Source organism: Planococcus citreus, from assembly GCF_003664125.1.
Lineage (GTDB): Bacteria > Bacillota > Bacilli > Bacillales_A > Planococcaceae > Planococcus > Planococcus citreus.
The window spans coordinates 22002-35826 of record NZ_RCCP01000004.1 but is presented as its reverse complement, the minus strand read 5'-3'; the positions used below and the strand labels follow the sequence as shown (position 1 = coordinate 35826).

16 protein-coding genes are annotated in these 13825 nt (G+C 51.4%); 5 read left to right on the top strand and 11 right to left on the bottom strand.

From position 1 onward, the window contains the following. Positions 1–14: 14 nt before the first annotated feature. From csrA to DFR62_RS12310, 7 genes are all read right to left on the bottom strand, one after another. Positions 15–236: a carbon storage regulator CsrA gene (gene csrA, locus DFR62_RS12340; protein ID WP_058382099.1), complete on the bottom strand. Its 222-nt coding sequence runs from the start codon at positions 234–236 to the stop codon at positions 15–17. Positions 237–239: 3 nt separating this feature from the next. Beyond that, entirely contained in the window at positions 240–686 is a 447-nt protein-coding gene (gene fliW, locus DFR62_RS12335; protein WP_121300677.1) for a flagellar assembly protein FliW, read from the bottom strand. 29 nt (positions 687–715) lie between these two features. After that, positions 716–2524, bottom strand: a complete 1809-nt coding sequence (locus tag DFR62_RS12330) for an adenylate/guanylate cyclase domain-containing protein (protein ID WP_241663168.1) — start codon at positions 2522–2524, stop codon at positions 716–718. Between the two features lie 9 nt (positions 2525–2533). Continuing rightward, positions 2534–2878 carry a DUF3307 domain-containing protein gene (locus DFR62_RS12325; RefSeq protein WP_121300675.1) on the bottom strand — a complete coding sequence of 115 codons (345 nt, stop codon included), beginning with the start codon at positions 2876–2878 and terminating at the stop codon, positions 2534–2536. After that, positions 2875–4020 carry a GAF and HD-GYP domain-containing protein gene (locus DFR62_RS12320; RefSeq protein WP_121300674.1) on the bottom strand — a complete coding sequence of 382 codons (1146 nt, stop codon included), beginning with the start codon at positions 4018–4020 and terminating at the stop codon, positions 2875–2877. The genes DFR62_RS12325 and DFR62_RS12320 overlap by 4 nt, the downstream gene beginning before the upstream one ends. Positions 4021–4248: 228 nt before the next feature. After that, on the bottom strand, positions 4249–5079 hold the full coding sequence (locus DFR62_RS12315; protein WP_121300673.1) for an STAS domain-containing protein: 831 nt from the start codon (positions 5077–5079) through the stop codon (positions 4249–4251). A gap of 143 nt (positions 5080–5222) precedes the next feature. Continuing rightward, complete coding sequence (locus DFR62_RS12310; protein ID WP_121300672.1) at positions 5223–5684, bottom strand: DinB family protein; 462 nt, start codon at positions 5682–5684, stop codon at positions 5223–5225. A 219-nt stretch (positions 5685–5903) separates the two neighbouring features. Here DFR62_RS12310 and DFR62_RS12305 point away from each other — a divergent pair, with 219 nt between their 5' ends. Continuing rightward, positions 5904–6905, top strand: a complete 1002-nt coding sequence (locus DFR62_RS12305) for an EAL domain-containing protein (RefSeq protein ID WP_121300671.1) — start codon at positions 5904–5906, stop codon at positions 6903–6905. Positions 6906–7000: 95 nt separating this feature from the next. Here the strand turns inward: DFR62_RS12305 and DFR62_RS12300 are convergent, their stop codons facing one another. From DFR62_RS12300 to DFR62_RS12285, 4 genes are read right to left on the bottom strand one after another with little or no spacing between them, the layout of a single operon-like run. Continuing rightward, positions 7001–7369 (bottom strand): iron chaperone, encoded by a 369-nt coding sequence (locus DFR62_RS12300; protein WP_121300670.1) that lies wholly within the window; start codon positions 7367–7369, stop codon positions 7001–7003. A gap of 56 nt (positions 7370–7425) precedes the next feature. Further along, the gene (locus tag DFR62_RS12295; RefSeq protein ID WP_121300669.1) at positions 7426–8532 is read right to left on the bottom strand and encodes a mechanosensitive ion channel family protein; all 1107 of its coding nucleotides are present in this window, start codon (positions 8530–8532) and stop codon (positions 7426–7428) included. 28 nt (positions 8533–8560) lie between these two features. Next, positions 8561–9013: a PaaI family thioesterase gene (locus DFR62_RS12290; protein ID WP_121300668.1), complete on the bottom strand. Its 453-nt coding sequence runs from the start codon at positions 9011–9013 to the stop codon at positions 8561–8563. 27 nt (positions 9014–9040) lie between these two features. Continuing rightward, entirely contained in the window at positions 9041–9511 is a 471-nt protein-coding gene (locus DFR62_RS12285) for an HIT family protein (RefSeq protein ID WP_121300667.1), read from the bottom strand. Between the two features lie 141 nt (positions 9512–9652). Between DFR62_RS12285 and DFR62_RS12280 the strand changes: the two genes are divergently transcribed. The 4 genes from DFR62_RS12280 to DFR62_RS12265 all read left to right on the top strand — a co-directional run bounded on the left by DFR62_RS12280 (position 9653) and on the right by DFR62_RS12265 (position 13805). Beyond that, positions 9653–10327 (top strand): response regulator transcription factor, encoded by a 675-nt coding sequence (locus DFR62_RS12280; protein WP_121300666.1) that lies wholly within the window; start codon positions 9653–9655, stop codon positions 10325–10327. Beyond that, positions 10324–11709, top strand: coding sequence for a sensor histidine kinase (locus tag DFR62_RS12275; protein ID WP_121300665.1), 1386 nt, complete (start codon positions 10324–10326; stop codon positions 11707–11709). Before DFR62_RS12280 ends, DFR62_RS12275 begins: the two co-directional genes overlap by 4 nt. A gap of 387 nt (positions 11710–12096) precedes the next feature. Continuing rightward, complete coding sequence (locus DFR62_RS12270) at positions 12097–13131, top strand: ABC transporter permease (protein ID WP_121300664.1); 1035 nt, start codon at positions 12097–12099, stop codon at positions 13129–13131. A gap of 2 nt (positions 13132–13133) precedes the next feature. Next, on the top strand, positions 13134–13805 hold the full coding sequence (locus tag DFR62_RS12265) for an ABC transporter ATP-binding protein (protein WP_121300663.1): 672 nt from the start codon (positions 13134–13136) through the stop codon (positions 13803–13805). The last annotated feature ends 20 nt before the right edge of the window (positions 13806–13825 follow it).

The window sequence follows — 13825 nt, the reverse complement described above, 5'->3', positions numbered from 1 at the left end:
GCCCGCTCCAGGTTTTATTTTTTCATTTTCAAGAAATCACTGATATCAATCACATTCGACACCGCGTTCTTGTTCTCTTCCTGAATCTCCAAATAGATCTCTTTTCGGTGAATCGGAATTTCCTTCGGTGCGGAAATGCCCAGTTTGATGAGGTCGCCTTCGATGGAAGTGACCGTGATTTCGATGTTGTCGTCGATGACGATCGATTCGCCGACTTTGCGTCCGAGTACGAGCATCGCTTACACCTGCCTTGCCGCTTGTTGGAACAGCGGATGTTTCACTTGGTAGTTTGGGTTTTGGAGGACGATTTGCTTACCGAGCTGTTGTTTATTGTTTATGACGACCGGCGCTTTCAAGTTCGCTGTCGCTTCCCCAATGTTTTGATTCGCTGTGACGGTCACCAAGACGATCGCATCGGACGGGTCTTCCAGTTTCAGTTGCTCAGTCAAGGCGTCATCAAGCTTCACTTCATAATCCGGCAAAAAGACGAACGGGTCCGCCATGAAGAAACTGATTGCCGCATGTTCTGTGGACTGAAGGAAAAAGAACGGCGAGTCTCCTGCAGGGTCTGCCGGAAGTAAGACGAATGTCGTTTCGTCTTCGAATCCCGGGATGCCGCGTTCGAATGTCAATAAACGGTTGTCTTCAAGTTCGAGCTCGCCGAATTGTTCTGTGTGGATTTTCATGGCTGACTTCCTTTCTATGTAAACCTGATTTAGCCTGCTTCTATATGAGCCATTTCTTGCATACGCAAACGCACCAAGGCTTGCTCGCCTGTGATGCCTTTCAACTCGGCGTTAAAAGGCTCAATCGATAGCCGTTGCGTATCCAATAGCGCCGCTACGTCTGGCTGTTCGAGCAACTCCTGGCTCAGGATTACTTCCCCCGCATCTCCCTGCCCCTGCACACGCGCCGCCAAATTCACCGTACGGCCGAAATAATCGAGCCGGTCATTCGAGTTGACGGCGATGGCCGGTCCGCTGAATAGGCCGAGCCTTAGTAGCAGTGTATCATTTGTCTGTTCGTTAAAGGCGTCCAGTTTTTCCTGGATGGCGAGCGCCGCTTTGACGCCGTCCGCGGGTTTTGAGAATACCGCCATGACTGCGTCGCCAATCGTCTTGACGACGCTGCCGGAATTCTGTTTGATGTGTTCGGTCAAAAAATCGAAATGGCCACGCACGCGTCCGTAGGCATTGGCGTCTCCCGCTTCTTCGTACAATGCGGTCGAGCCTTTCAAATCGGTGAAGAGGATTGTCACATGACCGATGGCGATTTTCTGCCCCGGCGCCAGCACTTCCGACGAAAACAAATCGCGGAATTCCTGCATGGCGGTCACTTTCGCCGCCGTCACCGTGTCTTTGCTCCAGTCGGCATTTTCCAGCGCGACGACAATGTCTTTTTCGCTGTCGTTGATGACGGAAATGTTCGATGCTTCCCGAGCTTCCTCTATCCATCCCGCTTTCGTATAACGGAACGAACCCTTCTGCCCGACTGGCACTTGATCATTTTTTTGCAGCACCCTCAAGCGCATTGACGCCTGATCCGTCAGCAAAAATTCCGCATGATCTCCCGGATGCAGAATGCGCTGTGCTTTAATATGCGGCGTTATCACCGGGCCGCCGACGCAATACACTTCTGCATAGGCTTGGCGGACGTTCGGATGCACCGCGAATTGCAGCTCGACGGATTGGTCGAAGTTCACATCGTACAAGACGCCGCACAGGTCGCAATGGAATTGCTGCTCGAGGTCGGACAAGCTGCGGTGGTCATCTTTGGACACGCGGCAATTTGGGCAAATGACGTGCCAGCTCATGTCCGAGAGTCCGGTTTTCGTTGCGTACAACAAGCCCCTCAACACTTGCTCACTGTCCATCTCCCAACACTTCGCGAGCTGGCTTGGCACCAATTGCGCTGCGTTTTGGTCGCTGCTTTCAGCGAGATGCGCTTTTAGCTGCGCAATAAATTCTTCTGCAACTGGATAAGCGCGCAAATCATTCGACAACCGTTCGAGTTCGGCATGGTTCACTTTCGGTGCGGCCGGTTTCGCTAATTTGGATGACTGTGCATCCAGTTGGACGTTCTCCAAATACAGCATGATCTTTTTGACCGCCGGCAGCCCAGTCGTCTGGATGGCCGGGTAAGCGAGTGCATTACGCGGTGCGAACTCGGCGGTTAAGCGGATTTTCGTTTGCATGCCCCCACTCGCTGCATCGGACAATTCGACTTTCAATTTATAATACAGCAGCGGGCCAGACAAATATCGGCGCTCGACCGTGTAATACTCCTGTTCCTGCCATTCGAACGGAAACTCCTGCCATTTCATCGGCACCAGCCCCATCACTTTCGCTGCCGCTTCCCGGTAAAACACGCCGCCTGTCTCCGTTTTCGCCTGCCCGAACGATACAGGAAACAAGCCGATCGCATCATTCATCTGGTTATTGTCGGCGAGCAGCTGCCACGCCATTTTACGGTCAATCGGAAATTCCTGTTCCAGTATGTAGACTTTCGGTTTCAATTTCATCATTGTTCACTCCTATGTCAATGCGATCGCCAAAGCCAGAAACAATAGGTGGAAAATTTGGTCCGCGACAATCGTGAGCCATCTGCTTTCGGATCCTGTGGTCATTTGAATGCGCTCCACCCAAAACTGGACAAAGCGCCGCCGGTCGAGCGCGATGTGGCTTATGAAGACGAGCGCAATCGCCGGTAGCGACAAGCCGCCTGCAAATAAACCGAACAACGCGATGACCGCCGTGTACACCGACACATGCGCCAGGAGCGGCAGCCACTGGGTCGCTTTGTGTTTCGCCATCCACGAAGTCTGCAACAAAAAATCGCCGACTAAGTGGCCCAGTAGTAAATAATCAAACATGCTCATATCCGGTATCTCCGCTCTGTTTTATACGTGCTTAAATCGTAGTCGCATTCTTCTAAGATCGAGATCATCGCATCGACCAATTCCGCTTCAAACAACTCGCCTTGGCAGCGCAAGAGTTCTTCTGCGCTTTCTTGCGGAGTGAACCCTTTGCTATACGGGCGGACAGTGGTCATCGCATCAAAGGTATCCGCGACGCCGACAATGCGCGCGAACAGCGGGATCGCATCGCCTTTTAGCCCTTCCGGATAGCCGCTGCCGTTCAGGCGCTCATGGTGGGATTTCGCCGTTTCCACCGCTCGCTCCATCGCATGCCGCGGCTCCATGTTCGCAAGAATCCCTGCACCGATCACTGTATGCTGTTGGATGGCGCTGAATTCCTCTTTCGTTAAGCGCCCAGGTTTTTGAAGCAATTCATCACGGATGCCGATTTTTCCGATATCGTGCAACAGCGCTGCTTTATACAGCTCTTCGCATTCTGATGGTGCCATACCGATTTTCTGCGCAATCCACAAGGCATAATTCGCGACGCGCCCCGAATGCCCCGCTGTATAAGGGTCGCGTGCATCGAGCAGCGTCGCGAGCGTGCGGATCATACTGATGAGCATGCGGTTGAGCTCATCGTACATTTGGCTATTATGCAGCGCGAGCGCAGATTGATGCGCCAGCGCTTCTGCTAGGCGCAGATCTTGTTCGGTAAAAAATTCGCCGTCGCGCTTGTTGAGCAATTGCAAAGAGCCGAGCAATTGGCTTTTAACGATCAACGGAACCGTCAGGAGAGAACTCGTGATGAAGCCGCTCTCCTGGTCGATCCGCTCGTTCCAATCGGCGTGCCGCGTGACGTCTTCGATGCGCTCGGCCTGGCCCGTTTCGAGCACTTTCCATACGACGCCTTGCCCTCTCGGCACTTTCACATCGAGAATTTCTTCGGCAGCCGCACCGAATGCGGACACAGCCTGCAAGTGCTGCCCGTCTGTATCCGCAATCCATAAAGTTCCCGCTTCCGCTCCGATGACATGCATCATCTGCTGCAAAATATTGTCGAACACTTTATCCTGTTCAAGATGGGAATTGAGCTCTTTCGATGCATCCCATAACGCCATCAGCTCCTGGATGCGCTGTTCCAATTGTTCGGTTTCGTTCATGAAGGGCCTCCGCTATAAGTTTTTACTTTGAAATCAAGATGAATTATTTATTCCAAACGATAGCTTATTATCACGTTTCTCACAATACCTCATGGATACTTAAATGAAAATATTTACATTTCCATACACATCCAACCTACTAAGCTCTCTCTTTTATTATCGGCAGTTTCACGAAAATATTTACTAAACCCCACAAAAAAACCGGACCCCTATAGAGTCCAGCTTTGCTTACGATTCGACTTTCTCCAAACTTTCCAGCGCTTGCTTGACGGTCGCATAGGCATCCGCCGATGCTAATTGAATGCCCGACTGGACGATGGTCTGCACCAAGTCCGGACGCAGCCCCGCCACGACGACGTGGATGCCCATTAGGCTGAGCGTGCTGCCGATATGGTGGATCGCTTCTGCGGTCTGGTCGTCAATCTTCAAGACGCCCGAGAAATCCGTGATGACGTGATAGACATCCATTTCCGCAATGCGCGGGATGACATTCGTCAAAATGTGGTTGACACGGTAGCTGTCGAGATAGCCGATTAACGGCAAGACGACGACATCGTCCGCGACTGGAACGATCGGTGCCGACAGCGCAATCATCTCGCTTTGCATTTCCGCTTCGTATTTTTCCTGGAGCCGTTCGAACGCAAAGAAAGTTTCGTTCAGGCTGACATCGAGCAAGGTGTTGATGCGTTTGATGACTAGCGCATTCTCTTCCAGGCTGAGCCCTGATTTGACGCTCAGTTCCGTGAACAATTCCGCCATGACGACGCGCGTCGGTGGATAACGCACGACGATCTCTGAAATCTTGCCGCCGGAAGATACTTGCATCTCTGCATTTTGCTTGCTCCACTCGATGAGGGCGTCCGGCACCTCGAGGTCGGCTTCATTGCCGATGGTCTCGCCGAGATAGCCAAGCAATTCTTCGTACATGTCCACCGCGCGCAAGCGTTCCTCTGCCGGGATATCCTGGTCGATTTTCGCAAGCACCCGGTCCACTACTTGTTCAGCGAGCGTACGCGGGCTCGCTGTGATATATCCGCAAAACTCCTTAAATGAAGACATTCTGCCTGCCACCTTTTCCAATGAATTGCTTTCAGTATACCACTTTGTATAAGGGCAGGCACGCCGATATGACCATGGAAATGACAATGACATACTCCTGTAACAAAGCCCCGACTGCAGATTCAGTCGGGGCTTTTGTCTAGTTATTGAATTTTGATCGTTTTGCGGATAGCGCTCATCGTTCCGAGATGAAGCGCGTCATGTGAAATCATGAACGCCAGGACTTCCCCGAGCGTCTCCATGCCAAGAAACGGCTCGAGCAATTTACTATCGAGTTTGCCGGCGGTCACACGCTCGATTTGGTCGGGCTGGTCGCGCAGCACTTGCTTAAGTTCTTCTAATGACGGCACGTCGCCTTCCCAATTTTGCGGGGATGTTCCGCTGGCGAATAATTCTTTATAGCGTTGCGGCAAAAACGGCTCCGTGTCGAGTGATTTCGAAACGAAACTATCGATTCCCGTGGCCAGATGCCCCGCGTTCCAGCGGATCGAGTTGCGGAACGGTGTCGGCATTTGGTCTGCTTCTTCTTCGCTCATCTTATCCAACAGTTTGATGATCATGCCGCGCCAGGTTTTCCATTGCCGAAACATTATTTCTTCATTCATCCTATCGCCTCCCGAAAAGTTAATATTCCCATTTTAGCGTTTTCACAGGAAGCTAGGCAAAGCTTCCGACTCGCAGCAATAAAGCAATATCATAAAGGTAACCATTTTTTGTTATATACTTTGCCTTTTATGCCTTAAAAGCTAATTTTGTAAAAAATTCTTGTGAATTAAGTCACATCCGATATACTTTAATTACCACAAATTTAAGGGGGAGCATGTTTGAACTGCAATAATTGTTCTGTCTCGACACTGACATTTGATATTCGCCTAAGCGGTGAATTAAACCATTCCATTATTCCCATTGCCATAGATCATTTAGAACGCCAAGGCTTGGACGTCTCTTTGAAAGACAGCCGGGTGCGCATGGGCGAGTTCGGCGCTCGTGAATTTTTGAGTTTTTGTGAAGACCTGCTGGAAACCGAATTGGCTGAATTCCGCATCAACCAGGAAAGTTACCAGCCGATTACCGACATGCACCAAGTATTCGATATGGAATGGATCGATGAAGTCATCCAAAACGAACGCATCGTTTCCCATTTCCAGCCGATCGTCGATCAAGACCGCAACATCTTCGCCTATGAAATGCTCGCACGGTTCCATGACGCCGACGGGCAAGTCATTTACCCGAACACCATCTTCCCTGCAGCGAAAAGCCGCGGCCGCTTGTATGCACTTGACCGCGTCTGCCGGATGACCGCCGTTCGCGCGGCCGGCCAACTGTCCGGTGAAAAAGCGTTCATCAATTTTATCCCGACTTCGATTTACTCGCCGGAGTTTTGCCTGCGTTCGACAATCGACCTGGCCCACCAGACAGGCGTCGACCCGAACCAATTGGTGTTCGAAGTCGTCGAATCCGAGAAAGTCGATGACCTCGAGCATTTGAAGCGCATCCTCGGCTATTACAAATCGAGAGGCTTTCAATACGCACTCGACGATGTCGGTGAAGGCTATAGCACCGCTGAAGTGCTCGACGAATTGAAGCCGCATTTCATGAAGCTCGATATGAAATACGTCGATGGCGTGGCGAACGATTCCGCTAAGCAAGCAGTCGCACAGAGCTTCCTCGAGAAAGCCCAGGCAGTCGGCTCAACGCCGCTTGCAGAAGGCATCGAGACCGAAGAAGATTTCCTGTGGCTGAAAGCACAAGGCTACGAATTATTCCAAGGCTATTATTTCGGCAAGCCGGCGGCAGCACCGCTTGCGGCGAAGACGGCTTCATAACAAAAGGAAGAGACCACGGTCTCTTCCTTTTTTCATTGTCCTAATCAAGTCATGAGAGGAAAATCCCAAACCCTCTCGTTACAGAATAGTTTTATTTACCGCCAAAACTTCTCATAATCCGCTTTGTCTTCGATATTGAATTCAATCAGTTTACCCAGCAATGCGTAATCGACAGGGCTGTCCCAGCTCATGCGGATCAATTGCTTCGTGCTCGAATGGCCGCCTGCTTCAATGTCCTGCTCGAAGCGGTCGATCGCTGCTTTTTCCGGTGCCACCGCCATATGTTTTTTCGCGGTGCTGAACGCGATGATAAAGGTGCCATGATCGGTGAACATCGGCTGATTCCACGCAACACGCGGAACGAGCTGAGGATAGGTTTCCATGACCCATTTCAACACTTCTTCGACCCGTTCGCGGTGATCCGGGTTGTCGATCTTCGCCAAGTACTCTGCAAATTCATTCATCTGTTGTGCCTCCTCTTGTTTGAAGCGGATTTAAAATCCATGACGCTGGAAGGTTTTCATGGCTGCTTCATGTCAGGCATGCTCTTAATATGCAGATCGCGCTGAGGGAATGGGATTTCAATCTCGTGTTCCGCAAACAGTCGGTTGATGCGGAAATTCAATGCGCTTTTTGTGGCGATGACTTGGTTCGAGTTGTCGATCCAGACCATCAGCTCAAAATCGAGCGACGACTCGCCGAACGCTGCAAAATTGACGAACGGTGCCGGTTCTGACAAGACGACACCGCCTGCTTGTTCTTCTTCTTGTGCCGCTTGCAGCAAGACCCTTTTCACTTTGTCGGCATCCGTCCCATATGCGACACCGACCGGCACCACAAGCCGCATGCGCGGATCGCCGTAGGAACGGTTAACCACTTGCTCCTCCAGGAAATAGGAGTTCGGCACGATGACGTGTTCATTGTGAATCGTCTTGATGACGGTCGAGCGCATCGAAATTTTATCGACATCGCCGATCAAATCATCGATGATCACCCGGTCGCCGACTTTAATTGGCCGCTCGAACAGCAAGATGATCCCGGAAATAAAGTTCGAGGCGATGTTCTGCAGACCAAAACCGATCCCGACGCCAAGCACACCGGCGAACACTGTCAAGGCACTTAAATCCAACCCGACCGTCGTCAAGCTGACGACGATGGCGATGGCCATCACCGTATAGTGGAACATCCTATCGAATGTATAGCTCATGCCACGGTCCAAGTGGTAGCGCTGATAGACATTCGGCAAAATATAACGTGTGATGATTTTCGACGCCCGGTTGGCAAGCGACACAATCAAGACGACAAGGATTAATAGGAACGCCGTGATTTCGACATTGCCGATTTCAAACAGCCGATCGAACATCCATCCCGAGTTGGAAAAATAAAAAATCATAAATAGCAAAATCCCATAGGTTGTGGCCCAGTTCAATAAGCTCCGGAGCACAGGGTCCACGTGGCGGAAGACCCGATTAGTGCTTAAGCGGCGAGAAATGCCGAGCACAATTGCCCTGACGAGAAAAATACACGCCACGTAAAACAAGAACAGCAATACTTCTGTCCATTCAATTTGTTCGAACACATCATACCAGCGTTCGGTCAGCTCTTCCGGTTGAATCGTCAATAGCATATCTACGCCCCCTTTCCTATCCGAAGATTCATTCCTCTTCTGTTTCCACGAAATACTGATCTTTCCGGTACGCTACCCCGTCAACCGTCGCGATGATCTCGTCTCCGCGCAGCACGTCGACGCGGTAGAAACCGACGCGGAAATTGCGCTTCGTCTCGATCGCGCGCGCCGTCAACAGGTCTCCCGGTTTTGCTGCTTGGATAAACTGGGCATTGGTCGACAAGCCGACCGATGCTTTGCCGTGCGCATTGCTTGCGACCGACATGACATGGTCAGCGAGTGCGTAAATGACCGCACCGTGCGCAGTTCCGTACGCATTGACCATATGATCTTGCACGACCAACTCCGCCTCGGCCAGCGTCTCTTCGAATTTCGTCAAACGGATGCCGAGCGACTTGGCATAGGGATCGCTTGCCACTTTATCGCGGATTTCCGCGTAATATTGTTGATGGAGTGCTTGTTCATCGATTCGTTTTGGCATAACAGTCTCCTTCGTCTTCGCTGCACATTATTTCCCGGGAAACCCCGAGAGTTGCTTTTCAACAGCCGCCGCCAATTGAGTGCGCGTATCGGCCAGTTGGTTCTTCAACGCTTCATTGTCCCACTCATCTCCTGTATAGAAACTCGCGAAGGGCTGATTTTTCTCTCTTGGCACGATGTGCAAATGAAAATGCGTCAATTCATCAGGTCCGCCGCCATTTTGCGTCTGCGTAATGCCAAACGGCGCGTAAAGTTCCCGGATGGCCCGGCTCACTACTTGTGAAGCGTTTAAAATGGCAAGTGCTGTAGTATCGTCCATGTCGTCGATAAACCGGTAATGGGCTTTCGGTAAAATGAGCGCATGCCCTTCATTGAACGGATCGTGGTCTAAAAAACACGCGACCCACTCGTTTTCATACACCATGTGCACCGGCAGTTCGCCGTTTGCCAGCCTGCACCCTAAGCAATCTTGTTCATTATGCCGTGAAATTCCACTCATTGCCCGCACCCCTTATTCACAGCGACATCAGTTACACTGCAGTTGTTTTCTTTCCATTATACAAGCCAACTTCATCCAGGAAAGGAAAATCTAACGCCTTTTCGCACGATGTCCTATACTAATAGGCAAGGAGGGTTTTACATGATCCGTATTCTCGCAGTAGACGACGATTTACATATGCTTCAGTTTGTCACCGGGGAGCTCCGGCAACATGGCTATGAAGTGATATCCGCTGAAAACGGTGAACAGGCATTGGCGCGTCTCGAACAGCAACCGGTAGACCTGGCGATTGTCGATGTCATGATGCCCGGAATCGACGGTTTTGAATTAACCGAACGCATTCGCACAGACTACGACATCCCGGTCATCCTCTTGACAGCGCGCCACCACATCGAAGACAAGGAACGCGGATTTCTCGCCGGATCTGATGATTATTTGGTCAAACCGTTCGAATCCAAGGAATTGCTGTTCCGTGTCAAAGCGATTTTGCGCCGTTACGACCATCCCGAAAACAATACCCTTACGGCAGGGTCTTTAACGATCGACTTAAAAAGCTACGAACTGCGCTCGCCGAACGGCTTGTCATTCATTCCATTGAAGGAATTCGAGCTGCTCGCCTTGCTCGCCTCGAAACCGCGCCACGTATTTACGCGAGACGCCATTATCGAAAGCGTATGGGGGCTCGATTTTCAAGGGGACGAACAGACCATCAACGTCCACATCAAACGGCTGCGCACCAGGCTCGAGCAATTCGCACCGGATGTCAAAATTGTCACGGTACGCGGCGTCGGCTATAAACTGGAGGCCGATTCATGAGCTTGTACGTCAAATTCATCTGGTTCACATTCCTGACGATGCTCATCAGCAGCGCCATTTCGTTTTTCGCGATGAACACGCTGTATCACCAATTTTTGAAAGAAGACAATAACGACAAAAACCTCGCGATTGCCGAATCGTTTGCCGGCCATTTGAACAGCCTGCCGCCGAACCAAGTGGAAAGCACACTCGACGTTCTCGGTGACGCCGGCTATCAATTGTATTTGACCGATGGCAGCGATGTTTCGCGCTTCGGCGGCAAATTCCGCGATGAAACGATCGCCCAAGAAGATGTCCAGCACGTGCTCGGCGGCGACACCTTCAACGGCATCCGTGATTTTCCACGCCAAACTTTCGTCACCGGCTTTTTCGCCAATGAACTGCAAAATTCCATCGGCGTCCCCGTAACGCTCGGCGGTGAATCCTATGCTTTATTCCTGCGTCCCGACATCGAGCTATTGTTCCAGGAGCTTCATCTACTGTTCGGCGGCCTGGCCGTTGGCATTGTGCTGTTAAGTTTTCTTGGCATGCTGTTGGTTGCGCGTTTATTGATCCAGCCGATCACGAAATTGACCGAAGCGACCGAGAAAATGGCGACGGAAACCTTTGACGTGCCGCTCGCGATCGACCGGAGAGATGAAATCGGCCGCCTCGCCGACCAGTTCCGGTTGATGCGTTCGCGCATTGAGCAGTCGACCGTCAAGCGCAAGGAATTCGTCCATAATGTCTCACATGATATCCAGTCGCCGCTTCATACGATTCAAAGCTATCTCGGCTTGCTGGAGAAACCAGGCATCAGCGATTCCGACAAGCAGCACTACGCGGACATCATCCGCGAAGAGACGGCGCGCTTGTCTCTTTTGACAACGCAACTCTTGACCTTGGCCTCGGTCGACAAGGAAACGCCTGAAGCGCTCGAGACCGTCGCACTCCACGAGCAATTGCATGCGACACTTAGCCATTTGCGCTATGCGTTCGACAACAAAGAACTAGCGCTGTCCGCACAGCTCACCCCAGCTTACACACTAGGCAACACGGTGCTGCTTCAAACCGTCTGGGAAAACTTGTTGACCAATGCAGTGAAATACAGCGAACAGGGCGGCTCGGTCGATGTAACCCTCACGCAAAGTGATGGCCATGTCCATGTTACGGTGCGCGATTACGGCATCGGCATGACAGAGGACGAAACGAAACATGCTTTCGAGCGCTTTTACCGCGCCGACCAAGCCCGCACCCGCGGCCAAAAAGGCTCCGGGCTCGGCCTATCGATCGCCAAAGAAATCATCGAACTCCACGGCGGAAGGATCGAACTCGACAGCGCGCCCAGTGCCGGCACCACCGTCACGGTCACTTTGCCGGCTTCACAGAACGAGCCAGTTTAATAAAAATTCCTTATTTCTAATTAAACGGGCAAATATATAGTGAACAAGTTAGTTAGCTATCGAAGTGTTTGGAGAAGCGTCCGCTCGACTCCGGTGGATCAGCGAGACGACCAAGACCCCGCAGGGAATGAATGTGCGAAGCATCGCTGAGCGCATTCATTTGCGATGCTTGAGCATAGCGAAAGTAGAGCAAACCGAGGAGGCTTGGGCGCGAGCCCACGGAAAGCGAGTGGTAAGCTTCGGAAAACACGTTTCTCAATGTTAGTTGAAAATTTTTAGCCCTCCACAACCGGAGGGCTTTTTTTATTCCAAACTGTCAACGCCCGTTCACCTTCCATTCACCTTGCCTCTGTAAACTTAAAGTACAACAAAACGGAGGCGAGTAACGTGAACTTAGCATGGAAAGAAATGAAGAAAAGCAAAACGAAATTCGTGATTCTCGGATCGATTGTCTTTTTGATCAGCTTATTGACCTTCATCATCTCAGGGCTCGCGAACGGCTTGTCACAAGACAATGCCGCATTGATCAAGAACTTGCCAGACGGAACGATCTATATGGAAACGGCGGCAGAAGAAACCCACGCCTTATCCGTAATCGACACAGAAACTCTGCAATCAGCACTGTCGGAAAACGACGGCGCGTTTGCATTCTCTATCCAGATGGGTTTTTTATTGAATGAACAAGACGAACAGCAAAGCGTCGCCTTCGCCACATCAACCGATTCGGCTGAATTTCCGGATGTCAAAAAAGGCAAAATCATACTCGACCGTTCGCTCGAAGAAGACGGCATCAAGCAAGGCGACATCTTTACCAACCGCCAGTTTGATGGCGAATTTACCGTAGCAGGCTTTACCGACGGCGCGAAATACAGCCATGCACCTGTCGCCTTTATCCATCCGGACGATTACGCGGAAATGTACCGCACGGAAGACCTGCAAATGCTGTTCCTGCCAGACATGGCACAACCCGGCGTAATCCCCGGCCTGCAAAGCTTCTCTACAGAAGAATTCCTCAACACTTTGCCGAGCTATAGCGCCGAGCAATTATCGCTGTCGATGATTGTTTGGTTTTTAGTGGTCATCAGCGGCATGCTGTTCGCGATTTTCTTCTATATGATGAACATCCAGAAGCTCGGGCTGTACGGCATCTTAAAAGCGATCGGCGTAAAGACTGGAGCCTTGTTCCGCATGATCTGGACACAGATGCTCGTCATTACTGCGATGGCACTCATCTTATCGATCGCCGTCAGCCAAGTGTTTGAGACACTGGCACCAGGCGACATGCCGTTCTACTTGCCGATTGATGCCACGCTGCAATTAACAGCGGTGTTCTTTGTTATCGGATTTGCCGGAGCCACTTTATCGGGCCTTCAGATCCGCAAAGCCAAGCCGCTTCAAGCCATTCAACAAGGAGAAGGATAAGCATGATTTTCACGACACAAGGCATCCGAAAGACTTTCAAAACGGGTGAGGTAGCAGAAGAGATTTTAAAAGGTATCGACTTGTCGCTGACACAAGGCGAAATCACCGCACTCGTCGGCGCATCGGGCTCCGGCAAAAGCACGCTTATGACGATCGCGGCGGGGCTTCAGCCCGCTTCCGGCGGCGAGATCCATTTTGACGGCGAAGAATTGACCGCCATGAACCAAGAACAGATTCGCCAAATCCGTGCGGAATCGTTTGGCTTTGTGTTCCAGTCCGCGCACCTCGTGCCATTTCTCACGGCCGAAGAACAATTACTGCTCATGCTCGAGACAGCCGGCTCCCCGCTTTCGAAAAAACAACGCCGCGATGAAGCCGCGCGAATACTCCAGTCGGTCGGCATGGACCACCGGAAAACCGCCTATCCTGCTTCGCTGTCAGGCGGCGAAAAGCAGCGAGTCGCCATCGCTCGGGCCATCGTCCACCAGCCCAAACTTTTGTTCGCGGATGAACCGACCGCAAGTTTGGACTCCACTAAGTCGCATGAAGTGATGGAATTGCTTCAGCAGCTGACGAAAACTTTAAACATCGCCACCTTGATGGTCACCCACGAAGAAGACATGCTCGCCTACGCGGACCGCGTCATTACCATGAAAGACGGGCGCTTGGCATAGAAAAAGAGACGGCCGCGGCC

What these genes read in the sequence shown, in the direction of transcription:
- csrA (WP_058382099.1), bottom strand. Translation starts at nt 236, where the DNA reads ATGCTCGTACTCGGACGCAAAGTCGGCGAATCGATCGTCATCGACGAC.
- fliW (WP_121300677.1), bottom strand. Translation starts at nt 686, where the DNA reads ATGAAAATCCACACAGAACAATTCGGCGAGCTCGAACTTGAAGACAAC.
- DFR62_RS12330 (WP_241663168.1), bottom strand. Translation starts at nt 2,524, where the DNA reads ATGATGAAATTGAAACCGAAAGTCTACATACTGGAACAGGAATTTCCG.
- DFR62_RS12325 (WP_121300675.1), bottom strand. Translation starts at nt 2,878, where the DNA reads ATGAGCATGTTTGATTATTTACTACTGGGCCACTTAGTCGGCGATTTT.
- DFR62_RS12320 (WP_121300674.1), bottom strand. Translation starts at nt 4,020, where the DNA reads ATGAACGAAACCGAACAATTGGAACAGCGCATCCAGGAGCTGATGGCG.
- DFR62_RS12315 (WP_121300673.1), bottom strand. Translation starts at nt 5,079, where the DNA reads ATGTCTTCATTTAAGGAGTTTTGCGGATATATCACAGCGAGCCCGCGT.
- DFR62_RS12310 (WP_121300672.1), bottom strand. Translation starts at nt 5,684, where the DNA reads ATGAATGAAGAAATAATGTTTCGGCAATGGAAAACCTGGCGCGGCATG.
- DFR62_RS12300 (WP_121300670.1), bottom strand. Translation starts at nt 7,369, where the DNA reads ATGAATGAATTTGCAGAGTACTTGGCGAAGATCGACAACCCGGATCAC.
- DFR62_RS12295 (WP_121300669.1), bottom strand. Translation starts at nt 8,532, where the DNA reads ATGCTATTGACGATTCAACCGGAAGAGCTGACCGAACGCTGGTATGAT.
- DFR62_RS12290 (WP_121300668.1), bottom strand. Translation starts at nt 9,013, where the DNA reads ATGCCAAAACGAATCGATGAACAAGCACTCCATCAACAATATTACGCG.
- DFR62_RS12285 (WP_121300667.1), bottom strand. Translation starts at nt 9,511, where the DNA reads ATGAGTGGAATTTCACGGCATAATGAACAAGATTGCTTAGGGTGCAGG.
- DFR62_RS12280 (WP_121300666.1), top strand. Translation starts at nt 9,653, where the DNA reads ATGATCCGTATTCTCGCAGTAGACGACGATTTACATATGCTTCAGTTT.
- DFR62_RS12275 (WP_121300665.1), top strand. Translation starts at nt 10,324, where the DNA reads ATGAGCTTGTACGTCAAATTCATCTGGTTCACATTCCTGACGATGCTC.
- DFR62_RS12265 (WP_121300663.1), top strand. Translation starts at nt 13,134, where the DNA reads ATGATTTTCACGACACAAGGCATCCGAAAGACTTTCAAAACGGGTGAG.